General features: G+C 73.1%; 21 protein-coding genes. 13 read left to right on the top strand and 8 right to left on the bottom strand.

What is annotated here, in order from left to right; genetic code table 11:
- Positions 1-153: 153 nt before the first annotated feature.
- Entirely contained in the window at positions 154-1,602 is a 1,449-nt protein-coding gene (locus tag QSK45_RS33180; RefSeq protein ID WP_285562614.1) for an NAD(P)H-quinone dehydrogenase, read from the bottom strand.
- A gap of 668 nt (positions 1,603-2,270) precedes the next feature.
- Here QSK45_RS33180 and QSK45_RS33175 point away from each other — a divergent pair.
- The 3 genes from QSK45_RS33175 (at position 2,271) to QSK45_RS33165 (ending at position 6,326) form a co-directional block, all read left to right on the top strand.
- Positions 2,271-2,708, top strand: a complete 438-nt coding sequence (locus QSK45_RS33175) for a gamma-glutamylcyclotransferase family protein (RefSeq protein ID WP_285562613.1) — start codon at positions 2,271-2,273, stop codon at positions 2,706-2,708.
- A 128-nt stretch (positions 2,709-2,836) separates the two neighbouring features.
- Positions 2,837-3,661 (top strand): purine-nucleoside phosphorylase, encoded by an 825-nt coding sequence (locus QSK45_RS33170; protein WP_285562612.1) that lies wholly within the window; start codon positions 2,837-2,839, stop codon positions 3,659-3,661.
- 1,021 nt (positions 3,662-4,682) lie between these two features.
- Complete coding sequence (locus tag QSK45_RS33165) at positions 4,683-6,326, top strand: phospho-sugar mutase (protein WP_285562611.1); 1,644 nt, start codon at positions 4,683-4,685, stop codon at positions 6,324-6,326.
- A 479-nt stretch (positions 6,327-6,805) separates the two neighbouring features.
- Here QSK45_RS33165 and QSK45_RS33160 read toward each other — a convergent pair whose 3' ends face one another.
- Complete coding sequence (locus QSK45_RS33160; RefSeq protein WP_285562610.1) at positions 6,806-7,495, bottom strand: PH domain-containing protein; 690 nt, start codon at positions 7,493-7,495, stop codon at positions 6,806-6,808.
- Between the two features lie 271 nt (positions 7,496-7,766).
- Between QSK45_RS33160 and deoC the strand changes: the two genes are divergently transcribed.
- The 3 genes from deoC to QSK45_RS33145 are packed head-to-tail and all read left to right on the top strand — an operon-like array spanning position 7,767 to position 11,079.
- Positions 7,767-8,726, top strand: coding sequence for a deoxyribose-phosphate aldolase (gene deoC, locus QSK45_RS33155; RefSeq protein WP_285562668.1), 960 nt, complete (start codon positions 7,767-7,769; stop codon positions 8,724-8,726).
- Positions 8,727-8,747: 21 nt separating this feature from the next.
- Positions 8,748-10,184: an aldehyde dehydrogenase family protein gene (locus QSK45_RS33150; RefSeq protein ID WP_285562667.1), complete on the top strand. Its 1,437-nt coding sequence runs from the start codon at positions 8,748-8,750 to the stop codon at positions 10,182-10,184.
- On the top strand, positions 10,177-11,079 hold the full coding sequence (locus QSK45_RS33145) for an aldehyde dehydrogenase family protein (RefSeq protein WP_285562609.1): 903 nt from the start codon (positions 10,177-10,179) through the stop codon (positions 11,077-11,079). The genes QSK45_RS33150 and QSK45_RS33145 overlap by 8 nt, the downstream gene beginning before the upstream one ends.
- 237 nt (positions 11,080-11,316) lie before the next feature.
- Here the strand turns inward: QSK45_RS33145 and QSK45_RS33140 are convergent, their stop codons facing one another.
- A complete protein-coding gene (locus QSK45_RS33140) occupies positions 11,317-12,237 on the bottom strand; it encodes an ATP-binding protein (RefSeq protein WP_285562608.1) in 921 nt (306 codons plus the stop codon).
- 421 nt (positions 12,238-12,658) lie between these two features.
- The gene (locus QSK45_RS33135; RefSeq protein ID WP_285562607.1) at positions 12,659-13,072 is read right to left on the bottom strand and encodes a hypothetical protein; all 414 of its coding nucleotides are present in this window, start codon (positions 13,070-13,072) and stop codon (positions 12,659-12,661) included.
- A 126-nt stretch (positions 13,073-13,198) separates the two neighbouring features.
- On the opposite strand from QSK45_RS33135, the gene QSK45_RS33130 reads away from it, so the two are divergent.
- Positions 13,199-13,849 (top strand): uridine kinase family protein, encoded by a 651-nt coding sequence (locus QSK45_RS33130; protein ID WP_285562606.1) that lies wholly within the window; start codon positions 13,199-13,201, stop codon positions 13,847-13,849.
- A 202-nt stretch (positions 13,850-14,051) separates the two neighbouring features.
- Here the strand turns inward: QSK45_RS33130 and QSK45_RS33125 are convergent, their stop codons facing one another.
- The gene (locus QSK45_RS33125) at positions 14,052-14,840 is read right to left on the bottom strand and encodes a SigE family RNA polymerase sigma factor (protein WP_285562605.1); all 789 of its coding nucleotides are present in this window, start codon (positions 14,838-14,840) and stop codon (positions 14,052-14,054) included.
- Positions 14,841-15,150: 310 nt separating this feature from the next.
- Between QSK45_RS33125 and afsQ1 the strand changes: the two genes are divergently transcribed.
- From afsQ1 to QSK45_RS33100, 5 genes are all read left to right on the top strand, one after another.
- Entirely contained in the window at positions 15,151-15,828 is a 678-nt protein-coding gene (gene afsQ1, locus QSK45_RS33120; protein WP_067041772.1) for a two-component system response regulator AfsQ1, read from the top strand.
- Positions 15,825-17,438: a sensor histidine kinase gene (locus QSK45_RS33115; protein ID WP_285562604.1), complete on the top strand. Its 1,614-nt coding sequence runs from the start codon at positions 15,825-15,827 to the stop codon at positions 17,436-17,438. The genes afsQ1 and QSK45_RS33115 overlap by 4 nt, the downstream gene beginning before the upstream one ends.
- Positions 17,438-18,061 carry a hypothetical protein gene (locus QSK45_RS33110; protein WP_285562603.1) on the top strand — a complete coding sequence of 208 codons (624 nt, stop codon included), beginning with the start codon at positions 17,438-17,440 and terminating at the stop codon, positions 18,059-18,061. Before QSK45_RS33115 ends, QSK45_RS33110 begins: the two co-directional genes overlap by 1 nt.
- A 404-nt stretch (positions 18,062-18,465) precedes the next feature.
- Positions 18,466-19,029, top strand: coding sequence for a VanZ family protein (locus QSK45_RS33105; protein ID WP_285562602.1), 564 nt, complete (start codon positions 18,466-18,468; stop codon positions 19,027-19,029).
- Positions 19,030-19,107: 78 nt separating this feature from the next.
- Entirely contained in the window at positions 19,108-19,311 is a 204-nt protein-coding gene (locus QSK45_RS33100) for a PspC domain-containing protein (protein WP_285562601.1), read from the top strand.
- Positions 19,312-19,377: 66 nt separating this feature from the next.
- Here the strand turns inward: QSK45_RS33100 and QSK45_RS33095 are convergent, their stop codons facing one another.
- Together QSK45_RS33095 and QSK45_RS33090 are read right to left on the bottom strand one after the other, a co-directional pair.
- A complete protein-coding gene (locus QSK45_RS33095) occupies positions 19,378-19,686 on the bottom strand; it encodes an ATP-binding protein (protein WP_285562600.1) in 309 nt (102 codons plus the stop codon).
- 140 nt (positions 19,687-19,826) lie between these two features.
- Positions 19,827-21,014 (bottom strand): adenosine deaminase, encoded by a 1,188-nt coding sequence (locus QSK45_RS33090; RefSeq protein ID WP_285562599.1) that lies wholly within the window; start codon positions 21,012-21,014, stop codon positions 19,827-19,829.
- Between the two features lie 144 nt (positions 21,015-21,158).
- On the opposite strand from QSK45_RS33090, the gene QSK45_RS33085 reads away from it, so the two are divergent.
- Positions 21,159-21,923: an alpha/beta hydrolase gene (locus tag QSK45_RS33085; RefSeq protein ID WP_285562598.1), complete on the top strand. Its 765-nt coding sequence runs from the start codon at positions 21,159-21,161 to the stop codon at positions 21,921-21,923.
- A 22-nt stretch (positions 21,924-21,945) separates the two neighbouring features.
- Here the strand turns inward: QSK45_RS33085 and QSK45_RS33080 are convergent, their stop codons facing one another.
- Positions 21,946-22,896, bottom strand: coding sequence for a LysR family transcriptional regulator (locus QSK45_RS33080; protein WP_285562597.1), 951 nt, complete (start codon positions 22,894-22,896; stop codon positions 21,946-21,948).
- Between the last annotated feature and the right edge of the window lie 39 nt (positions 22,897-22,935).

Below are 22,935 nucleotides of genomic sequence, written 5' to 3'. Positions count from 1 at the left end.
CGTCTGGTTTCAGCAGTTTGCGCCGATTAACAGAAGTTGTTCGCATGCCGGAACCCGAAGTGGTATAGGACCTGTCCGGTACCCACCCGCCCCGACCATGCCGGCCGCATGTGCGGCAACTCCCCGCGACCAGCGGGGAGTTGCCGCGGGTGATCAGCCCTCGGCGCTCGCCTTGCGGGTGTGCAGCTGCCGCGCGACCTCCGCGATCGATCCCGAGAGGGAGGGGTACACCGTGAACGCGTTCGCGATCTGTTCGACCGTCAGATTGTTGTCGACGGCGATCGAGATGGGGTGGATCAGCTCCGAGGCGCGCGGCGCGACGACCACGCCGCCGACGACGATGCCCGTGCCCGGCCGGCAGAAGATCTTCACGAAGCCGTCCCGGATGCCCTGCATCTTGGCGCGCGGGTTGCGCAGCAGGGGCAGCTTTACGACCCTGGCGTCGATCTTGCCCGCGTCCACGTCCGCCTGCGTGTAGCCGACGGTGGCGATCTCGGGGTCGGTGAAGACGTTGGAGGAGACCGTCTTCAGGTTCAGCGGGGCCACCGCGTCGCCGAGGAAGTGGTACATCGCGATACGGCCCTGCATGGCCGCGACGGACGCGAGCGCGAAGACGCCGGTCACGTCACCGGCCGCGTAGACGCCGGGGGCGGTCGTGCGGGAGACCTTGTCGGTCCAGATGTGCCCGGAGTCGCGCACCTTGACGCCGGCCTCCTCCAGACCGAGGCCCGCGCTGTTCGGGATGGCGCCGACCGCCATGAGGCAGTGGGTGCCGGTGATGACCCGGCCGTCGGCGAGCGTGACCTCGACCCGGTCGCCGACGCGCTTGGCGGACTGCGCGCGGGACCGGGCCATGACGTTCATGCCGCGGCGGCGGAAGACGTCCTCCAGGACGGCCGCGGCGTCCGGGTCCTCGCCGGGCAGCACGCGGTCGCGGGAGGAGACGAGGGTGACCTTGGAGCCGAGGGCCTGGTAGGCGCCGGCGAACTCGGCGCCGGTCACACCGGAGCCGACCACGATCAGCTCTTCGGGCAGCTCGTTGAGGTCGTAGACCTGGGTCCAGTTGAGGATGCGCTCGCCGTCGGGCTGGGCGTCGGGCAGCTCGCGCGGGTGACCGCCGGTGGCGATGAGCACGGCGTCGGCGGTGAGGGTCTCCTCGGTGCCGTCGGCGGCGGTGACGACGACCTTCCTCGACCCGTCGAGGGCCTGCATGCCCTCCAGGCGTCCGCGCCCGCGCATGACCCGCGCGCCGGCGCGCGTCACGGAGGCGGTGATGTCGTGCGACTGCGCCAGCGCGAGCCGCTTGACCCTTCGGTTGACCTTGCCGAGGTCCACACCGACGACGCGGGCGGCCTGCTCCAGGGGCGGGGTGTCGTCGGCGACGATGATCCCCAGTTCCTCGTACGACGAGTCGAAGGTCGTCATGACCTCGGCCGTAGCGATAAGGGTCTTCGACGGCACGCAGTCGGTCAGCACCGACGCGCCGCCCAGACCGTCGCAGTCGACGACGGTCACCTCCGCACCGAGCTGCGCGGCCACCAGCGCCGCTTCATATCCGCCGGGTCCGCCACCGATGATCACGATCCGAGTCACGTACCCCATTGTCCCGCACGCCTCAAGGTGCGACTGCCCGGGGGGAGCGGGTACCTCCCGACGTGCGGCGACGCGCGTTCACCGCGGGGCGTTCCCGCAGGAGCGGGCAGGGGCGGAGGCCGACGCAGGGGTGCGGCGCGGTCGCCCGATCACGGCGGTCAGGGACGTGCGGGGTCCCCGTGCCCCCTGGAGTGGCCCCGCGCGAGGCGGCAGGTGGACCACACCCGTCACCGGGCCCGGGGGACCCTGTACGGCGCGCTTTCCCGGACCCGCCAGGCGTCACCTCGCTCGCGTCCCTCCCCGGCCGGCCGCCGTCGAGGCCCGCCGCGACCGCGTCACGGTCCACGACCGGTCCGGCCCGCTGGTCGCGGTCATGGACGATCCGCCCGGGGAGGGGCATCCGGCGACCGCCCGCCACGCCCCGGCGAGGGGCGGCCCGGACACTCGGCAGCCGAGGCGGGCGGGGCCCTCGCCGACGGCCTCGTCGAAGTGCCGTTCCGCTTCGCCCCCGGGGCAACCCCGGCGACGAGGCCCCGCGCGGGCGGGAGGCCCGGCGGCACGGGGGCCGCGGCGGCACGGGGGCCGCGGCGGCACGGGGGCCGCGGCGGCTCCGGGGCGCCCGGGGCTCTCTTCCGGGGCGCGTACGAGGGGTGGGGGCGCTGCCGTAACCTCTCCCCATGTCGCTCTATGCCGCCTACGCCGGCAACCTCGACGCCCGGCTGATGGCCCGCCGCGCCCCGCACTCCCCGTTGCGCGCCACGGGCTGGCTGAACGACTGGCGGCTGACCTTCGGGGGCGAGCGGCTCGGCTGGGAGGGCGCGCTGGCGACCCTCGTCGAGGAGCCGCTGGCCCAGGTGTTCGTCGGCCTGTACGACATCGCGCCCATGGACGAGGAGTCCCTCGACCGCTGGGAGGGCGTGGACCTCGGCACGTACCGCCGGATCCGTGTCCGCGTGCACACCCTGGACGGCGAGAAGGCGGCCTGGACCTACGTCCTCGACGACTACGAGGGCGGCCTTCCCTCGGCCCGCTACCTGGGCGAGATCGCCGACGCGGCGGAATCCGCCGGCGCGCCCCACGACTACGTGATGGAGCTGCGCAAGCGCCCCTGCTGACCGGCGCACGCCCGCGCGGCCACCGATTACCCGAGGTAATCCATCGTCGGAAACGACAAGACAACGATCCCGATCCGGTGAGGTCTGTCATCTACGCGCGTAGGCGAGAAGCGGCTACCCTCGTCCACGTGAACGCATCTCTTCTTCCGGACGACATCAAGGGCGATCCCTACGCCGCCGCCGACGCCGCCGCCGCGCGCCTGCGCGAACTGACCGGCGCCGAGACCCACGACGTCGCCCTCGTGATGGGCTCCGGCTGGGCTCCGGCCGTCGACGCCCTGGGCGCACCCGACGCGGAGTTCCAGGTCACCGAGCTGCCCGGCTTCCCGCCGCCGGCCGTCGAGGGGCACGGCGGCAAGATCCGCTCGTACTCCTTCGGTGACAAGCGCGCCCTGGTCTTCCTGGGCCGTACCCACTACTACGAGGGCCGCGGCGTCGCCGCCGTCGCGCACGGCGTGCGCACGGCCGTCGCCGCCGGCTGCAAGACCGTGGTGCTCACCAACGGCTGCGGCGGCCTGCGCGAGGGCATGCGCCCCGGCCAGCCCGTGCTCATCAGCGACCACATCAACCTCACGGCCACCTCGCCGATCGTGGGCGCGAACTTCGTCGACCTGACCGACCTGTACTCGCCGCGCCTGCGCGCCCTGTGCAAGGAGGTCGACCCCTCCCTGGAGGAGGGCGTCTACGCGCAGTTCCCCGGCCCGCACTACGAGACTCCGGCCGAGATCCGCATGGCCCGCGTCATCGGCGCGGACCTCGTCGGCATGTCCACGGTCCTGGAGGCCATCGCCGCGCGCGAGGCCGGCGCGGAGGTCCTCGGCATCTCCCTCGTCACCAACCTCGCCGCCGGCATGACCGGCGAACCCCTCAACCACGAGGAGGTCCTCCAGGCCGGCCGCGACTCGGCCGCCCGGATGGGCACCCTGCTGGCCCAGGTCCTGGGCAAGCTGTAGACCCGCCCCGGGGACCCGGAGGCGGGGGGCTTCCGGGGGACCGCGGCGGGCAGGAACGCGAGCGCGCGGCCCGGCGGGTGGCGCGCGTGATCCGGCGGCCCGCCGGAGGACGCGGACCACTCGACCGGCCACCCCGGCCGACCACCGGGCCCCGGCGGACCCGCTCGGGACCGGCCGGCACACGTCATCCGGCCGGCTGCCGGACAGCGCGGGTGATCCGATCGACCGTCGGACACCTCGCGTGATCCGGTCGGCCGCGGGCGGCTCGGGCGATCCGGTCAGGCGCCGCGCCACGAGCGGCCGGGCCGGCCGTCGGGCGGTCGCGTGGTCCAGCCGGATCACGGGGTCGGTTCACTCGGGTGCCGTGCGGCTCTCGGCCGACCCGCGGTCTCGGGCGGTCGGACGGTCGTGTGATCCGGCCGCGCCCCGCTCGCGCGGTGGCCTCCAGGGCCGGGGTACGCGGGGTGGCTCGGTCGAGCGCCGGGTGGCACCCGTGGTCCGGCCGGATACCGGTGGCGCGGCTCCGGCCGGCCCCGGGCGGCCACGCCTGTACGGGCGGCCCGAGTGGTCCGGTCGGGTGCCGAGCGGCCGGCCGGTCGTCGGGGCGCGGCGGTACGAGCGGTGCCGAGCGAGCCGCCCACCACGGCCGCGCGGACGGGCCGCCGCGCGCGACCGGGTACGGGACACGCCGACCGATCGCTGTGTCCGCACGGGCGCGGTACCGCGGCGACGCGGACCCGCACCCGCGACGGCGACCTGGACGCGCTCCCCGCGGCGACGTGAGCGTGGCGCCCGCGGCGACGCGGCCCGCACGTGACCGCGACGCGGGCGCGCCTCCCGTGACACCGTGCCCCCACGACCTCGTGGGCGCCCCCGCCCACACCGCCGACGCACCCGCCCCACCGCCACGACCACCCCGCCACCCCACCACTCGCCACCACATCCCCTCGCCCGCCTCCCGACCGAGTCTGGTCGGAGGGAGGGCGGCGGAACGGCCAACACAGGAGAGGTTGATCCCAAGGTGCACGATCTGATCGCGCGGGCCGGCGCATGGCTCGCCGAGGACCCCGACCCGGACACCCGCGCCGAACTCGCCGGACTGCTCGACGCCGGCGACGAGAAGGAACTGGCGGCACGTTTCGCCGGCACGCTCCAGTTCGGCACCGCAGGGCTGCGCGGCGAACTCGGTGCCGGCCCGATGCGCATGAACCGCAGCGTCGTCATCCGCGCCGCGGCGGGTCTCGCCGCGTACCTGAAGAAGAACGGCACCCCCCACGGGGGCACCGACGGCGGCCTCGTCGTCATCGGCTACGACGCCCGCCACAAGTCCGCCGACTTCGCCCGCGACACCGCCGCCGTGATGACCGGCGCCGGCCTGCGGGCCGCCGTACTCCCCCGTCCGCTGCCCACCCCCGTCCTCGCCTTCGCGATCCGGCACCTGGGCGCGGTCGCGGGCGTGGAGGTCACCGCCAGCCACAACCCGCCCCAGGACAACGGTTACAAGGTGTACCTGGGCGACGGCTCCCAGATCGTGCCCCCGGCGGACGCGGGGATCGCCGCCGAGATCGACGCGATCACCTCCCTGGCCGAGGTGCCGCGCCCCGAGGAGGGCTGGGAGGTCCTGGACGACGCGGTCCTGGACGCCTACCTCGCCCGTACCGACGCGGTACTGGCGAACGGCTCACCCCGCACCGCCCGCACCGTCTACACCGCCATGCACGGCGTCGGCAAGGACGTCCTGCTCGCCGCGTTCGCCCGCGCGGGCTTCCCCGAGCCCGTGCTGGTCGCCGAGCAGGCCGAGCCCGACCCGGACTTCCCGACCGTCGCCTTCCCCAACCCGGAGGAGCCGGGCGCGATGGACCTGGCGTTCGCTCGGGCCCGCGCCACCGACCCCGACCTGGTCATCGCCAACGACCCGGACGCCGACCGCTGCGCGGTGGCCGTCGAGGACGGCGGCGAGTGGCGCATGCTGCGCGGCGACGAGGTCGGCGCGCTGCTCGCCGCCCACCTGGTGCGCCGCGGCGCACAGGGCACGTTCGCGGAGTCGATCGTCTCCTCCTCCCTGCTCGGCCGGATCGCCGAGCGGGCGGGGCTTCCGTACGAGGAGACGCTCACCGGCTTCAAGTGGATCGCCCGCGTCGACGGCCTGCGCTACGGCTACGAGGAGGCGCTCGGTTACTGCGTGGACCCCGAGGGCGTGCGCGACAAGGACGGCATCACCGCGGCCCTCCTGATCACCGAACTGGCGTCCCGGCTGAAGGAGGAGGGCCGTACCCTCCTCGACCTCCTGGACGACCTCGCCGTCGAGCACGGCCTGCACGCCACCGATCAGCTGTCCGTGCGCGTCCAGGACCTGTCCCTGATCGCCGACGCGATGCGCCGCCTGCGCGAACAGCCACCGGCGCGGCTCGCGGGCCTGGCCATCACCCGGGCCGAGGACCTGACCAAGGGCACGGAGACGCTGCCGCCGACGGACGGTCTGCGCTACACGCTCGACGGTGCCCGCGTCATCGTCCGTCCCAGCGGCACCGAGCCCAAGCTGAAGTGCTACCTGGAGGTCGTCGTCCCGGTCCCGGCCCACGCGGACCTCCCCACCGCCCGCACCCGCGCGAGGGCCCTCCTGGACTCCCTCAAGCGCGACCTCTCGGCGGCCGCGGGCATCTGACCCACCGCCCCGTCGAGCAAGGGACACCCCCGGATTCCCGACCGGTCCGGGGGTGCCCCGCACCCGGGAACGGTCTCGCGCCGGGTGACGACACCGGCATCCCCCTCGGCGGCCGTTCGGCGGACCGCGGAGGTGAGCGGTCGCGCCTCATGGACGGGGGAACGGCGGCACGTTCGCCGGCGTGCCCCGGGTGCGGCCGGGCCACGGCCACGTGGTCGGCCCGGTGCGGCGCGGGCGGTACATCGCCGGGGACCGAGGCCGGCCGCCGCGGGACACGGGGTACCGGACGGGCCCGCGCGCCGTCCGGGCACCGCGGCCGTTCCGGCGGTGGCGAGGGCAGGGCCCGGCCTCGCCGGGCGCAGCGGTCCGCGGGCCGGGCAGATGAGCTTTCCGGACGGTCCGCTACGGCACGGCGGAGACGGCTGGGGCGGCAGGGAGCGGCGGCCCCGCGGGCGGCGGCGTGGCCTGCGGCCCCGACCTCACCCGTTCGTCGCCAGCAGGATCACCAGCAGCACGGCCCCCGCCACCGTCGGCGCCGCCACCTCGTAGGCCCAGCGGATCGTCGTCCCGCCCTGGGCCGACTCCGCCTCTCCGCGCCGGTCCAGCAGGTCGCGCAGGTCGTCCATGACCTTGTCGCCCTCCGCCCGGGTCGGCCCGGCGGAGTCGGCGCCGCGCGCGGTGAGCGCGCTGAAGCCGAGGCCCCTGGAGCCGAGCCCGGCACCGTCCGACGCCGACCGCCGCGCCGCGCTCGCCGCCCGCCGCTCGGCCTTCTTGCGGGCGCGCAGCGACACGGGGACGGCCCACAACTGGTACTTCGCGCCGGACCTGGTGCGCACCTCGTTGGTGAAACCGGAGCGCAGCGCCTCGACCTCGCCCCACGGCACGGTGATCACCCGGTACGGGTTGCGGATCCGCAGCCGGTCCTCGTTGGCGAACACCGCCGGGCGCAGCGTGAAGGCGATCACCAGCGGAATGACCAGGATCATCGTGGCCAGGGCGAGCCACGGGGTGCGGCCGTGGCCCTTGATCAGCGCGTCGAAGCCCAGCCAGGCGACGACCGCGAGCAGCAGCACGCCGCCCGCGAGCCCCATGGGCGAGCGGTAGATCCGGTCCTTCACGGTGGGCACCGGAGGCTGCGAAGCGGTTGGCTTGTGGTCCGGGGACGTCATGGCCCCGATTGTGCATGACGACCGCGCGGCCGCCGCCATGTCCCCCGGGACCCGTACGCATCCGTGACCTCCCGCGCTCCGCCGCCCCCACCGGCCCGGAGGCCGGAGCGGGGACCGGCCCGGAGGCCGGAGCGGGGACCGGCCCGGAGGCCGGAGCGGGGACCGGTCCCGCCCCCGGCCTCGCGCAGCCGGCCCCCGACCCGGAGCCACCCCGGAAACCGCCCTGGGGCTGTACAGCCGCTACGCGCGTAGATATGCTCGTCTGGTGACCATGCCCACCACCGCACCCCCCGCACACGCGCTCACCGACGTCACCGCGTCCGACAGCACGCTGCGCCGCTTCCTGCACGGGCTGCCCGGCGTCGACGCGGTCGGCCTGGAGGCGCGTGCAGCGTCGCTCGGCACCCGTTCCATCAAGACCACCGCGAAGGCGTACGCCATCGACCTCGCCATCTCGATGGTCGACCTGACGACGCTGGAAGGCGCGGACACCCCGGGCAAGGTCCGGGCGCTCGGCGCCAAGGCCGTCCACCCCGACCCGACGGACCGCACGACCCCGGCCACGGCCGCGGTCTGCGTCTACCCGGACATGGTGGCCGTCGCCAAGGAGGCCGTCGCCGGCTCCGGCGTCAAGGTCGCCTCCGTCGCCACCGCCTTCCCGGCCGGCCGCGCCGCCCTCGACGTCAAGCTGGCCGACGTGCGGGACGCCGTCGCCGCGGGCGCCGACGAGATCGACATGGTCATCGACCGCGGCGCGTTCCTCGCGGGCAAGTACCTGAAGGTGTACGACGAGATCGTCGCCGTCAGGGAAACCTGCGGCACGAACGCCCGGCTGAAGGTCATCTTCGAGACCGGCGAGCTGTCGACGTACGACAACATCCGCCGCGCCTCCTGGCTCGGCATGCTGGCGGGCGCCGACTTCATCAAGACCTCGACGGGCAAGGTCGCCGTCAACGCGACCCCCGCCAACACCCTGCTGATGCTGGAGGCGGTGCGCGACTTCCGCGCCCGGACCGGCGTCCAGGTCGGCGTGAAGCCGGCCGGCGGCATCCGCACCAGCAAGGACGCCGTCAAGTTCCTCGTCCTGGTCAACGAGACGGCGGGCGCGGACTGGCTGGACAACCACTGGTTCCGCTTCGGCGCCTCCTCGCTGCTGAACGACCTGCTGATGCAGCGCCAGAAGCTGGCCACCGGACGTTACTCCGGCCCCGACTACGTGACGGTGGACTGAGACCCCATGGACATGGAAATGCTGTCATCCGCATTCGAGTACGCACCGGCGCCCGAGTCCCGCTCCGTCGTGGACATCGCGCCGTCCTACGGCCTGTTCATCGACGGCGAGTTCACCGAGGCTTCCGGCGGCAAGGTCTTCAAGACCGTCTCGCCGTCCACCGAGGAGGTGCTGTCGGAGGTCGCCGAGGCATCCGAGGAGGACGTCGACCGCGCCGTCCGGGCCGCCCGCAAGGCCTTCGGGAAGTGGTCCGCGCTGCCCGGTTCCGAGCGCGCCAAGTACCTGTTCCGCATCGCCCGGATCGTCCAGGAGCGCAGCCGCGAACTGGCCGTCCTGGAGACGCTGGACAACGGCAAGCCGATCAAGGAGACGCGCGACGCGGACCTCCCCCTGGTCGCCGCCCACTTCTTCTACTACGCGGGCTGGGCCGACAAGCTGGACCACGCCGGCTTCGGGGCGAACCCGCGGCCGCTCGGCGTGGCCGGCCAGGTCATCCCCTGGAACTTCCCGCTGCTGATGCTGGCCTGGAAGATCGCCCCAGCGCTCGCGACCGGCAACACGGTCGTCCTGAAGCCCGCCGAGACCACACCGCTGTCCGCCCTGTTCTTCGCGGACATCTGCCGCCAGGCGGGCCTGCCCAAGGGCGTCGTCAACATCGTGACCGGTGACGGCCGTACCGGCGCCGCCCTGGTCGCGCACCCGGACGTGGACAAGGTCGCGTTCACGGGCTCGACGGCGGTCGGCAAGGCGATCGCGCGGACCGTGGCCGGCACGCGCAAGAAGCTCACCCTCGAACTCGGCGGCAAGGGCGCGAACATCGTCTTCGACGACGCCCCGATCGACCAGGCCGTCGAGGGCATCGTCAACGGCATCTTCTTCAACCAGGGCCAGGTCTGCTGTGCGGGCTCCCGCCTCCTCGTCCAGGAGTCGATCCAGGACGAGCTGCTGGACTCCCTGAAGCGCCGCCTCTCCACGCTGCGCCTGGGCGACCCGCTCGACAAGAACACCGACATCGGCGCGATCAACTCCGCCGAGCAGCTGGCCCGGATCACCGCACTGGCCGAGGCGGGCGAGGCGGAGGGCGCCGAGCGCTGGTCCCCGTCCTGCGAACTGCCGGGCGCCGGCTACTGGTTCGCGCCGACGCTCTTCACGAACGTCACCCAGGCCCACACCATCGCCCGCGAGGAGATCTTCGGCCCGGTGCTGTCGGTCCTCACCTTCCGCACCCCGGACGAGGCGGTCGCCAAGGCGAACAACACGCAGTACGGCCTGTCGGCGGGCATCTGGTCCGAGAAGGGCTCCCGCATCCTGGCCGTCGCGGGCAAGCTGCGCGCCGGTGTCGTCTGGTCCAACACGTTCAACAAGTTCGACCCCACCTCGCCGTTCGGCGGTTACAAGGAGTCGGGCTTCGGCCGCGAGGGCGGCCGCCACGGCCTGGAGGCGTACCTCGATGTCTGAGAAGACCGAAAAGACTGAGCGACTCTCCGTCTTCAAGACCTACAAGCTGTACGTCGGCGGGAAGTTCCCGCGTTCCGAGAGCGGCCGGGTGTACGAGGTGACCGACGCGAAGGGCAACTGGCTGGCCAACGCTCCCCTGTCCTCCCGCAAGGACGCCCGGGACGCGGTGGTCGCGGCACGCAAGGCGTTCGGCGCCTGGTCGGGCGCGACGGCGTACAACCGCGGCCAGGTCCTCTACCGCGTCGCGGAGATGCTGGAGGGCCGCCGCGAGCAGTTCGTGCGCGAGGTGGCCGAGGCGGAGGGCCTGTCGAAGTCCAGGGCCGCTGCCGTCGTGGACGCGGCCGTCGACCGCTGGGTCTGGTACGCGGGCTGGACCGACAAGATCGCCCAGGTGGTCGGCGGCGCGAACCCGGTCGCGGGTCCGTTCTTCAACCTGTCCTCGCCGGAGCCGACGGGCGTGGTGGCCGTACTGGCGCCCCAGGAGTCGTCGTTCCTCGGGCTGGTCTCGGTCCTCGCCCCGGTGATCGCCACCGGGAACACGGCGGTCGTGGTGGCGAGCGAGAAGTCCCCGCTTCCCGCCCTCTCGCTGGCCGAGGTCCTGGCCACCTCCGACGTCCCCGGCGGCGTGGTGAACATCCTCTCCGGCCGCACGGCGGAGATCGCCGCCCCGCTCGCCGCCCACCAGGACGTCAACGCGATCGACCTCGCGGGCGCCGACGAGGCCCTGGCGAAGGAGCTGGAGATCGCGGCAGCCGACAACCTGAAGCGCGTCCTGCGTCCCCAGGCTGTGGATTACTCCGGGACTCCGGGAACCGACCGCCTGACGGCCTTCCTGGAGACGAAGACGGTCTGGCACACGACGGGCGCGCTGGGCGCCGCCGGTTCCTCGTACTGAGCCCGGCCCCCCGACGCCAAGAGCCGCGTCCCCTTCCGCGGGGGCGCGGCTCCCGGCGTCGGGGCGGCTCGCCCGAAGAAGTCGCCACGGCCCCGGCCGCGGCCGCTCCGTCCGGCGGTCACGCGCAGGGCCGGGTGAAGGCGAGATCGGGTACGTACATGCGCCACTCGTCGGCGGTGAGACGTCCGGCCGTGTCGCGGCAGATCCGCCGGACGGCCTGATCGGGACTCATGGGCATCAGGTGGGCGATGCGGTCGGCATTGGTGGCCAGGGTGTCTCCGCCGGGACTGAATCCGAGTGCCGTGGTCCATCCCAGGCTCGCCAAGGGGCTGCCGAAGGGCTTCGCCGCCCTGCCGTCCGTGACGTCCCACAGGCGTATCTCAGCTGGGGGTAGTCGGCGAAACTCGCGTAGAAGTCGGCGCGCAGGCCGTAGACGACCGCGCCCAGCGGCTCTTCGCCCTCGGCCCCGCCCCTGGTCACGCCGGAGAGGAAGTCGAGGAACTCGTGCCGCTCGGCCTCGTCGGCGCAGAGGGTGAGCAGCTCTTCCAACTGGTCGACGATCAGCAGCAGCCGCACACCGCCTGCCGCCGGAGGGGCGGTTCGGCTCCTCAACGCCTTACGCAGCAGCGCGGCGCCGCTCTCGCACCCCGCCGCCACGGCCTCGGCAACCTTCGCGAACGGGTCTCCCGTGAAGGAGGCGAGGAGCCCGGCGAGGGCCTTCACGGGGTGCGCGGTCGGGGTGAACGCCAGCACGGGCCAGTGCCGCGAGCCGGGCAGGGCACCGTTCGCGAGCCGGGGCACCAGACCGGCCATGAGCAGCGAGGACTTACCGGCTCCTGAGGGGGCGACGACGGCCAGCGCCCCACCTCGGCGGGACTGCTCGTCCAGGCGTTCCAGGAGGTGTGCCGTGACCGTGTCCCGGCCGAAGAACCAGGCGGCCTCGGCGGGTCCGAAGGGCGCCATTCCCGGGTAGGGGCAGCTGTCCGCCACCGCCTCGGTCTCGGCTCTGCGGACACCGTGGACGCCGTCGCCGTAGTACAGGTGGAGTTCGCCGATGCGCTGGTCACGCGCCGCCTGGAAGACCGTGGCGTTCTCGGAGGCGTGTGCCTCCAGACGAAGGCGCGGTTCCGGGGCCGTCGGCTCGCCCTGCGGAGTCATCGCTCGTCGACGCGCCGCTCCCGGCCCGCCCGGTGCACCCGCCGATGACCGAAGGCTCGCACGCGCCTGTCCACGGGGCCCGCGCGGAGCCCGTGCCCGGCGTCGGCGGCGCGCGTCTCCCCCGCCACGCGCCGGACCTCGTCCGCCTCCCGTCCGTCCCGACCCGGCAGCCCCGCCACCGTCGTCGCGGCGGATACCCGCGTCACCGACTCCGGATCCATGACGTCCTCCCCCGTACCACGAGTCGACCCGGCCGCAACTGAATCCCACTCAGGCCACTCGGGACAACAACGCGGGCCACCGGCCGGGCGGTTCAAGCCGGCGCACGGTTGCACGGAGGGCGCGGCCCGGCAGGCCGGTCAGGCCGCCGTACGGCCACCGGCGGAGCAGCCGGCCACTCGGGTCCCCTCGGGGCGTCCCCTCACGCCCGCCCACCCCCCAGCAACCCCACCACCTGTCCCACCACCGGCAGCTCCCCCACGGACTCCGCCTCCGCGATCGGGGCCGTCAGCATCTGGGTGCCCACCGGCTTGAAGTCGGCGATGCGCGTGCCCACTCCGTTGGCGAGGGGGTCGACGCCGGTGCCCGCCAGGGGGTTTGGCTTGATGCCGGCGATCGGCCCCGTGGCGTAGCCGAGCGTGCCGGTGAGAGCCGTGAGCCCCGCCGCGGGGTCGATGCCGCCGAGGGAGGTCGCGCGCGACGGCACGTGCACGAGCGGGGCGTCCGTGCCCGCGTGGGCCGTCGCCGCGCCCGCGCCCAGCGCCGCGCCGGCGGTCACGAGGGCGAACAGGGCACGGCGCGCGGTGGGGTGCTGGTTCTTGTCGTGTCGGGCCATCGCTGGTGCCACCTTCGGTGCGCAGGGTAATGATGTCGCGACACAGGGTAGTTGAGAGGTGACCCGCGCTTCAAAAGCGAACCGCGGGGTCGGCAGGCGGCACTCCATGCGTCAAACTGGTGTTCCGTGAGCATTCATCCCCCGTCCCCCGCCCGCGTCGTGCTGCTGTGCGGCCCCTCGGGTTCGGGCAAGTCCCTGGTCGCCGCCCGTTCCGGGCTGCCCGTCCTGCGCCTGGACGACTTCTACAAGGAGGCCGACGACCCGACTCTGCCCCTGGTGGAGGGGAGTTCGGACATCGACTGGGACCACCCGGGCTCGTGGGACGCGCAGGTCGCGCTCGACGCCATCGCCCAGCTGTGCACCACGGGTTCGACGCCGGTGCCGGTGTACGACATCGCGCTCAGCGCCCGTACCGGCGAGGAGACGCTGCGGCTCGACCGCACCCCGCTGTTCATCGCCGAGGGCATCTTCGCCGCGGAGATCGTCGAACGCTGCCGGGAACTCGGCCTCCTCGCCGACGCGCTCTGCCTGAACCGCGGGGCGGTCACCACCTTCCGGCGGCGCTTCGTCCGCGACCTGAAGGAGGGCCGCAAGTCGGTGCCGTTCCTGCTGCGCCGCGGCTGGCGGCTGATGCGCGCGGAACGCACCATCGTCGCCCGCCAGGTGTCCCTGGGGGCCTATCCGTGCGACCGGGACGAGGCCCTGCGCCGACTCGCGGTGGCCGCCTGGTCCGGCGAGTACACCACCGGACGGCCGCGCACGGAGGCGGAGCGGTAGAGCCGGGGAAACAGCGGAGAGGGGTCGGCCGGACCCCCCGGTCCGGCCGACCCCTCTCCGATTCCTCCCCCGTGTTCCCCCGTGTTCCCCCGTATCTCTCCCCACGGGCCACCACCCCCACAGCGGTTCCCCGTGTTCCCCCGTGTTCCCCCGTGTTCTTCCGGGCCACCCCCCAGCGGCCCGGCCCCCGTTCCCCCGTACCTCAGGCGACCAGTTCGCCGAAGGCGTTCTCCTCGTCACGGCCGAAGCTGAGGACCTCGTCCTCGCGCAGCCGGCGCAGCGAGCGCCAGATGCTGGACTTGACCGTGCCGACACTGATGTTGAGTATGTCCGCGATCTCCGGGTCCGTGCGGCCCTCGTAGTAGCGCAGGACCAGCATGGTGCGCTGGAGTTCGGGCAGCCGGGCCAGCGCCTGCCACAGGACCGCGCGCAGTTCGGTGCCGCGCATCGCGTCCGTCTCGCCGGGCGTCTCGGGCAGTTCCTCGGTCGGGTACTCGTTGAGCTTGCGGCGCCGCCAGGCGCTGATGTGCAGGTTCGTCATCGTGCGACGGAGGTACCCGCCGACGGCCGCCTTGTCGCTGATCCGGTCCCACGCCCGGTAGGTCGAGAACAGCGCGCTCTGCAGCAGGTCCTCGGCCTCGAAACGGTCACCGGTCAGGTGGTAGGCGGTGGCGTACAGGGAGGCGCGGCGCTCCTGGACGTAGGCGGTGAACTCCGCCTCCGTCAGGGAGCGGCGCTCCCCCCGGTCCTCCCCGTACGCGCTTCCCCCGTGCGCCTCCCCCGTACGCGCTTCGATCACCGACATGTACGGCTGCTGCCCGTACACGGTGTGCTGACGCCCGGTGCCGCGAGCACACCCCCGGCCTCCCCCGCGCTCGAACGCGCCCGCGCGGGAGGTACCCCCGTCGGCACCGGACTTCTCCGAACCCCGGTGCACGTCGTGCAGACGCGTGACCACTGCGCTGGTGCTGATGCTGTGCAGCGTGTTCATCTCGCGCTCCCCGTCGTGGACTTCCGGTGCTTCCGCCGTGCTCCGGGCCGGGCCCGGTCGTGCTCCGGGCTGTTCCGGCCATTGCGGCCGGATCCGGCTCCTCGCCGTGCCCGTGACCAAAAGCCTGCCGGGATCACTTCATCGCCGTGTCCGCCGACTGTCACAGACCTGTCACAGGGCCCCCCGTCGTCGGCGCTGTCACAGGAAGTGCACAGACGGTGGCGGTAGCGCGGGGGGCGCGGACCGCGGACAGCGCGGTGCCGATACGGACAGGTCGTACGACACCCCGTCCATGGGCCAGAATGAGCGGGTGCCTTCCCTGTTGCTGATCGAGGACGACGACGCCATCCGTACGGCCCTGGAACTGTCACTGACGCGCCAGGGACACCGTGTGGCCACCGCTGCCAGCGGCGAGGACGGTCTGAAGCTGCTGCGCGAGCAGCGGCCGGACCTCATCGTGCTGGACGTGATGCTGCCCGGCATCGACGGGTTCGAGGTGTGCCGGCGCATCCGGCGCACGGACCAGCTGCCGATCATCCTGCTGACCGCGCGCAGCGACGACATCGACGTGGTGGTCGGTCTGGAGTCCGGCGCCGACGACTACGTGGTCAAGCCGGTCCAGGGCCGTGTGCTGGACGCCCGTATCCGGGCCGTGCTGCGGCGCGGGGAGCGCGAGTCCAGCGACTCGGCGACCTTCGGCAACCTGGTCATCGACCGCTCGGCGATGACCGTGACGAAGAACGGCGAGGACCTCCAGCTCACCCCGACCGAGCTGCGACTGCTCCTGGAGCTGAGCCGGCGGCCCGGCCAGGCGCTGTCCCGCCAGCAACTGCTGCGGCTGGTGTGGGAGCACGACTACCTGGGCGACTCCCGCCTGGTGGACGCGTGCGTGCAGCGGCTGCGCGCCAAGGTGGAGGACGTGCCCTCGTCCCCGACCCTGATCCGCACCGTCCGCGGTGTCGGCTACCGCCTGGACACTCCTCAGTGAGCGACACGCGAGGCGGGCTGCGCGGCTGGGCCGCGGGCCGCAAGGGAGGTCTGTCCCGGCTCAGGTTCACGAGCCTCAGGCTGCGGCTGGTCGTCGTCTTCGGCCTGGTCGCCCTCACCGCCGCGGTGTCGGCGTCGGGGATCGCCTACTGGCTCAACCGCGAGGCGGTGCTCACCCGCGCCCAGGACGCGGTGCTGCGCGATTTCCGCCAGGAGATGCAGAACCGCGCGGGCGCCCTGCCGGCCCACCCCACCCAGGACGAACTCCAGCGCACCGCCGGGCAGATGGCGGCGAGCAGCCAGAGCTTCAGCGTGCTCCTGGTCGGCCAGGACGCGCACGGCAAGACGGTGTACGGCAACTCGGGCGGGATCAACGGGTTCTCGCTGGAGGACGTGCCGACGTCGCTGCGCACGGCGGTGAACCGGCAGCAGGAGGTCAGCGACACCAACAGGCAGCCGTACCACCTGTACTGGCAGCGGGTCGTGGACCACGGCACGCCGTACCTGGTCGCCGGTACGCGGGTGATCGGCGGCGGTCCGACCGGTTACATGGCGAAGTCCCTGGAGCCGGAGGCGAAGGACCTCGACTCGCTCGCCTGGTCGTTGGGCATCGCCACCGGTCTCGCGCTGATCGGCGCCGCGCTGCTCGCGCAGGCGGCCGCCACGACCGTGCTGAAGCCGGTGCACCGCCTCGGCGTCGCCGCCCGGCGGCTCGGCGAGGGCAAGCTGGACACCCGGCTGCGCGTGTCGGGAACGGACGAACTCGCCGATCTGTCCCGGACGTTCAACAACGCGGCCGAGGCGCTGGAGAAGCGGGTCGCGGACATGGCCGCGCGGGACGACGCCTCGCGGCGCTTCGTCGCCGACATGAGCCATGAGCTGCGGACGCCGCTCACCGCCATCACCGCCGTCACCGAGGTGCTGGAGGAGGAACTGGACTCGGACGCGGGCAGCATGGACCCGATGATCGAACCCGCGGTCCGCCTGGTCGTCAGCGAGACGCGCCGCCTGAACACCCTGGTCGAGAACCTGATGGAGGTCACCCGCTTCGACGCGGGCACCGCCCGGCTGGTCCTGGACGACGTCGACGTGGCCGACCAGATCACCGCGTGCATCGACGCCCGCGCCTGGCTGGACGCGGTGGAGCTGGACGCCGAGCGCGGCATCCACGCCCGCCTCGACCCGCGCCGCCTCGACGTGATCCTCGCCAACCTGATCGGCAACGCCCTCAAGCACGGCGGCTCGCCGGTACGGGTCTCGGTGCGCGAGGCGGCCGACTCGGTGGTCATCCAGGTCCGCGACCACGGCCCCGGCATCCCCGAGGACGTCCTCCCGCACGTCTTCGACCGCTTCTACAAGGCCAGCGCCTCGCGCCCCCGCTCGGAGGGCAGCGGCCTCGGCCTCTCCATCGCGATGGAGAACGCGCACATCCACGGCGGCGAGATCACCGCGGCCAACTCACCCGAGGGCGGGGCAGTGTTCACCCTGCGATTGCCGCGGGACGCGTCGGAGCTGACGGAGGAACCGGACGGGAACGGGGAGACCGGCAAGGCGGCCGAGAGGGACGAGAAGAAGAAGGACGGGAACGCGACGCAGGGGAAGGAGGGGTGATGACGACGGCACGACGACCTCGGCGAGGGCACCGCTGGCTGGCGCTCCCCCTCCTGGCGGCCCTGCTCACCGGTTGCGGCATCCGCGCCACCCAGGTACCGACCGACTTCGGCCCGGCGCCGTCGCGGGTCCCGTGCTCGCTGGCGGGCCCGGACACGGCGGCGCAGCAGGGCGTGCCGGTGCAGGTCTTCCTGCTGTGCGGCCAGTCCCTGGTGACGGTGGACCGCAAGGTACGGGTCCCCGAGGGCACTCCCGACGCCCGCCGCCGGGTGATGGTGGCCCAGGGCCTGCTGGACCAGCTGGCCGCGGCCCCCTCCGCGGCGGAACGCTCCGCGGGCTACTCGACCCGTGTCCCGGGCGGCCTGACCGTCTCCGGACCCGCCCCCCGCGACCCCGAGGAAACCCTCCGGCTCGGCACCGCCCCCTCCCGCCTCTCCGCCCCCGCCCTGGCCCAACTGGTCTGCACCCTCTCCGACTCCGCGGCGACGGAGGGCGACGGCTCGGTCGTCCTGGGCGGCCCCGCCCCCTCCCCCCTGCGCCGCTACGCGTGCACGGACGACGTCCGCAACCGCCCGGGTACGGCGACGCCGCCGACGAGCGAGGTGCCGGAGAGTACGGGGTGACCACCGAGGTGCCGATCCCTCGTTCCCCACTCGACCGCGCCGCAGGCCGCCGGTGGAGTCCCCGGCGCCGTACCCGCCGCGGCAGCGGGGCGGGTACGGCGACCCCGTGCCGGTGATCGGGGCAGGGGCGGAGTTCGTCTGCGCCGCCGGTTCGGGCGGGTTCCGGTCCGAGCGGCTCCGGGTTCGGGCCGCTGCCGGTTAGGGGCGGACCGGGGTTAAGGCCGCTGCCGGGTTAGGGGCGGACCGGGGTTAGGGCCGGACCGGGGTTAGGGCCGGTCCCGGGTTACCGCTGCCAGGCCACTGCCGTTTCCGGACCGCTGCCGGGTTCGGTTTCGGGCACGGGCGCCGCGCAGGCCGTCCCCCGATGCGGAACCGATCGTACGGAGCCACGCGTCTTGGGGGGCGTGCAGCGTCAAGGGGACTTCGGCGGCGGCGCCGTCATCCGCGTCCGGGCGGCAGGGGGCATCCTCCTCCTCGCCCACATCGTCTTCGTCGCCTGGCTGATGCTGCGGCCACTGGACGTCCCCTGGGTGACGCCGCCCAATCTGCACCCGCTGGCCGGCATCCGCGCCGATCTGGCGCTGGGGTGGCCCGCCGCGGTGAAGCCGCTCGGCGAGGGGCTCGCGCTGCTCGCGCCACTCGGCGTGCTGCTGCCGATGGCGCACGGCCGCCTCGACGTGTCCCCGCTCGCCTCGCTGCTGCGCACCGCCGCCGCGGCCTGTCTGATCTCCCTCGGCATCGCGCTGCTCCAGACCGGCGTCCCGGGCCGCGTCGTGGACGTCGACTCGCTGCTGCTGAACACGGCCGGGGTGATCCTGGCCCACCTGCTCGTCGTACCCGCCGCCCGCGCGCGTCTGCGCAGGTGGGAGCGGGTGCACAGGAGCCTGGAGGCGGAGTCGGCCACCTTCCAGGAGGGGCTTTCTCAGGGGCGTACCCCGACGATTCCCAGGGTCGGAATCGCTCCTTAGAGTGACGCTTCGTCCCCTTCGTGTCCGTATCGTCGTAGACAGCTGATCGACCTCACCGACGACCACGGAGGATGCGTCATGACCGCCCTTGCCCGACCCACCCACGGACGCGTGATCGGCGGAGTGTGCGCGGGCCTGGCCCGCCGCTTCGGCACCTCCGCGACCACGATGCGGGTGATCTTCCTGCTGTCCTGCCTGCTGCCGGGCCCCCAGTTCCTGCTCTACATAGCCCTGTGGATCCTGCTGCCGTCCGAGGACGAGGCCCGCGCCACCAGCTGGTGAGACCACGCCGCCGGGACGCTCCGGTCGGATCCGGAACACCCCGGCGGCGCCGGACGGGTGGTGGCGTCAGCCGAGCGGCAGTCCGTTCACGCCCATGCCATGCGTGGGCAGGCCCGTGCCGCCCAGCGGCAGTCCGCCGAGCAGTCCGCCCGGCCCCTGAGCGAGCACCCGCTGCACGGCGGGCTGCGCGGCGGCCACTCCGGAGGCCACGGCGCCCTGCTCCTGGGTGAGTCCCTCGACGGTCCCCGGCAGCGACTTGGCGACCTGCGTGACATCGGGGGCGGCGGGGGCCGCGTGGGCGGCGCCCGCGCCGACGGCGGCGAAGGCGGCACCGAGGGCGGCGACACCGAGGGTCTTGGCGGCAGACTGCTTCATGGTGAATGCGTCCTTGAATGCGACGGAAAACTACAGGAGAGGTCCATGACCGTAAACGCGCCGCACCCGGACCCGCAATCACCGAAATGCGGACGGCTCGCGAGAACGCGACCGCATTCCGCACGCGGAGGCGCGGCGCCCTACCCCTCCGCTCCCGAAGAACCGCTGGTCGGAGACGCCTGCTGAAAAAGCCATTCGGATTTCAGTTCGGCGTATCCGGGCTTGATGACGTCATTGATCATCGCAAGGCGTTCATCGAAAGGAATGAACGCTGATTTCATCCCATTGACAGAGAACCACTGGAGGTCGTCGAGCGTGTAACCGAACGCGTCGACAAGATGCTCGAACTCCTGGCTCATGCTGGTGTGGGACATGAGACGGTTGTCGGTGTTCACCGTGGCCCGGAACAGGAGCTTGCGCAGCAGCCCGATCGGATGCTCGGCGTACGAGGGCGCGGCCCCTGTCTGGAGGTTGGAGCTGGGGCACAGTTCCAGCGGGATCCGCTTGTCCCGGACGTACGACGCGAGCCGGCCGAGCCGGACCGATCCGTCGGGCCGTACCTCGATGTCGTCGATGATCCGCACCCCGTGCCCGAGCCGGTCGGCGCCGCACCACTGGAGCGCCTGCCAGATCGACGGCAGCCCGAAGGCCTCTCCGGCGTGGATCGTGAAGTGGTTGTTCTCGCGCTTGAGGTACTCGAAGGCGTCGAGGTGCCGGGTGGGCGGATACCCGGCCTCGGCACCGGCGATGTCGAAGCCGACGACACCGGAGTCCCGGTAGCGGTTGGCGAGTTCGGCGATCTCCAGCGAACGGGCCGCGTGCCGCATGGCGGTGAGCAGGGCGCCGACGCGGATCCGGTGCCCGTTCTCCCGGGCGAGCCGTTCGCCCTGCCGGAACCCCTCGTTGACGGCCTCGACGACCTCTTCCAGGGCCAGGCCCCGCTCCAGGTGCTGCTCGGGCGCGTACCGCACCTCGGCGTAGACCACGCCGTCCTCGGCGAGGTCCTCCGCGCACTCCCGGGCCACCCGCACCAGGGCCTCCCGGGTCTGCATCACGCCGACGGTGTGCCGGAAGGTCTCCAGATAACGCTCCAGCGAGCCGGAGTCGGCGGCCTCGCGGAACCAGAGGCCCAGCTTGTCCGGGTCGGTCTCGGGAAGCTCCGCGTACCCGCCCTCCCGGGCGAGTTCGACGACGGTGCCGGGCCGGAGCCCGCCGTCGAGATGATCGTGCAGCAGAACCTTGGGCGCCCGGCGGATCTGGTCCGGCGTCGGCACGCGCCCCGGGACGTTCGCCGGGACGGTCCCCTTCGGTGCAGTCTGGCTCGTCATTTCCGCACTCTAACGCCTACGCGCGTAGAAATCTCCGGCTCGCACCCGGACACGGCCGGACGTTTTCCGTCTCCTTTACGTCGATACCCAACGGTGACCGCCGGTACGGGTTTCGTATACCGCGGCTTCTGACACTGTTCTGCCATGGGACAGCAATCGTCGTCACCGGTCCGAACGGCCGGGCTGGGCAGGGCGGTCGGGCCGGTGCCGGATTCGGTGTGCGGGGCGGTGCTGCTGCTGCCCGGTGGGGAGGAGGTCTCGGCCCGCAGGCCGCCCCTGGTGGGGGCGACGGCGTTCGTCCGCTCCCTGGGGCGCCGGTTCGCCCGCACAGGACGGGCGGATGGGCTGGCCGTGCACACCGTCCGCTACCGCTACCGGGGATGGAACGGCAGCGAGGCCCGTCTCGCCGCCGACGCGGAGTGGGCCGCCGACGAGGTCGTGCGGCGGTACGGAGACGTTCCCGTGTGCCTGGTCGGTGTCGGCATGGGCGGCCGGGCGGCGCTGCGGGCGGGCGGTCACGAGGCCGTCAACTCGGTGGTGGCGCTGGCTCCCTGGCTGCCCGAGGAGGACGTGGCCGCGCCCGCCGAGCCGGTGAAGCAGCTGGTGGGGCGGCGGGTGCTGATCGTGCACGGCACGAACGACGAGCGGTCCGACCCGGAGCTGTCGTTCCGGCTCGCGGCGCGGGCGAAGAAGGTGAACCGGGAGGTGTGCCGGTTCGAGGTGCACTCCGACGGGCACCGGTTGCACGGCTACCGGGACGAAGTGGTGTGCCTCGCGGACGACTTCGTGCGGGGCGCGCTGTTCGGGCACCCGGTGTCCCGGCCGGTCGAGGACGCGCTGGCGGCGCCGCCGCCGATCGGGCTGCGGATGCCGCTGGCGGCCGGGTTCGGCAGTTCGCTGCGGCGGTGATCCCCCCTGCGGCCGGGACCCTTCAGGCGAGCAGGTTCCCCCTTCTCGACAGCAGGAACTTCTTGAAGGCGGCGACCGGCGGGGTGTCCGGGCGGTCGGCCGGCCAGGCGACGCCGATCTCGCGGACGGCCCGGGGCGCGGTGACGGTCAGTTCCACCACCCCCGGCCGCGGTACCGTCGGCGGCGGCAGCAGCGCGACCCCGAGGCCGGCCGCGACCAGGCCCCGCAGGGTCTCGGCCTCCTCCCCCTCGAAGGCGATCCGGGGCGTGAAACCGGCCTCGCGGCACAGGGCGTCGGTGATGCGCCGCAGGCCGTAGCCGGGCTCCAGGGTGACGAAGTTCTCCTCGGCCGCCTCGGCCAGCCGGATCCGGCGGCGGCCCGCCAGCGGATGGTCGGCGGGCACGACCAGGCGCAGTTTCTGCTCGTCGAGGCGGCGGGCGACGAGGTCGGGGGCGTCCGGGACGGGCGAGGTCAGGCACAGGTCGAGGCGGCCGGCGCGCATGCCCTCCAGCATGGCCTCGCCGTAGTTCTGCACCAGGCTGAAGCGGATGCGGGGATGCTCGGCACGGAAGGCGTGCAGCAGTCCGGGTACGGTCTCGGCGCCCATGGTGTGCAGGAAGCCGAAGGCGACCTTGCCGGTGGCCGGGTCGGCGTCCGCGCGGACCTCCTCGGCGGCCCGTTCCACCTCGCCGAGGGCGCGTTCGACGGAGGCCAGGAAGGTGCGGCCGGCGGTGGTGAGGACGAGGGTGCGGCCGCGGCGGGCGAAGAGTTCGACACCCAGGTCCTGTTCCAGGCGGGCCATCGCGCGGGAGAGGGTGGACTGGGGGACGTTCATCTCCTGTGCGGCGCGGGTGACGTGCTCGTGGCGGGCGACGCCGGCGAAGTAGGCGAGGCGGGGCGCGAGCAACAGCGCCATGTCTTCTGTGTCACCGGATGATGACAGGCGATGCTCCGACCTTTGCTGATGCTCCATGGGAACGATTATGGCGATTCCATGCATTGGACGGATCAG

It is taken from the genome of Streptomyces hygroscopicus subsp. hygroscopicus (genome assembly GCF_030269125.1).
Classification (GTDB): domain Bacteria; phylum Actinomycetota; class Actinomycetes; order Streptomycetales; family Streptomycetaceae; genus Streptomyces; species Streptomyces hygroscopicus_C.
Note: the sequence above shows the minus strand (reverse complement) of the source record. Positions and strands in the feature narration are given on the sequence as shown.

Coding starts and splice junctions, on each gene's coding strand:
- QSK45_RS33180 (WP_285562614.1), bottom strand. CDS start 1,602: ATGGGGTACGTGACTCGGATCGTGATCATCGGTGGCGGACCCGGCGGA.
- QSK45_RS33175 (WP_285562613.1), top strand. CDS start 2,271: ATGTCGCTCTATGCCGCCTACGCCGGCAACCTCGACGCCCGGCTGATG.
- QSK45_RS33160 (WP_285562610.1), bottom strand. CDS start 7,495: ATGACGTCCCCGGACCACAAGCCAACCGCTTCGCAGCCTCCGGTGCCC.
- deoC (WP_285562668.1), top strand. CDS start 7,767: ATGCCCACCACCGCACCCCCCGCACACGCGCTCACCGACGTCACCGCG.
- QSK45_RS33145 (WP_285562609.1), top strand. CDS start 10,177: ATGTCTGAGAAGACCGAAAAGACTGAGCGACTCTCCGTCTTCAAGACC.
- QSK45_RS33140 (WP_285562608.1), bottom strand. CDS start 12,237: ATGACTCCGCAGGGCGAGCCGACGGCCCCGGAACCGCGCCTTCGTCTG.
- QSK45_RS33135 (WP_285562607.1), bottom strand. CDS start 13,072: ATGGCCCGACACGACAAGAACCAGCACCCCACCGCGCGCCGTGCCCTG.
- QSK45_RS33125 (WP_285562605.1), bottom strand. CDS start 14,840: ATGAACACGCTGCACAGCATCAGCACCAGCGCAGTGGTCACGCGTCTG.
- QSK45_RS33110 (WP_285562603.1), top strand. CDS start 17,438: ATGACGACGGCACGACGACCTCGGCGAGGGCACCGCTGGCTGGCGCTC.
- QSK45_RS33100 (WP_285562601.1), top strand. CDS start 19,108: ATGACCGCCCTTGCCCGACCCACCCACGGACGCGTGATCGGCGGAGTG.
- QSK45_RS33095 (WP_285562600.1), bottom strand. CDS start 19,686: ATGAAGCAGTCTGCCGCCAAGACCCTCGGTGTCGCCGCCCTCGGTGCC.
- QSK45_RS33090 (WP_285562599.1), bottom strand. CDS start 21,014: ATGACGAGCCAGACTGCACCGAAGGGGACCGTCCCGGCGAACGTCCCG.
- QSK45_RS33085 (WP_285562598.1), top strand. CDS start 21,159: ATGGGACAGCAATCGTCGTCACCGGTCCGAACGGCCGGGCTGGGCAGG.
- QSK45_RS33080 (WP_285562597.1), bottom strand. CDS start 22,896: ATGGAGCATCAGCAAAGGTCGGAGCATCGCCTGTCATCATCCGGTGAC.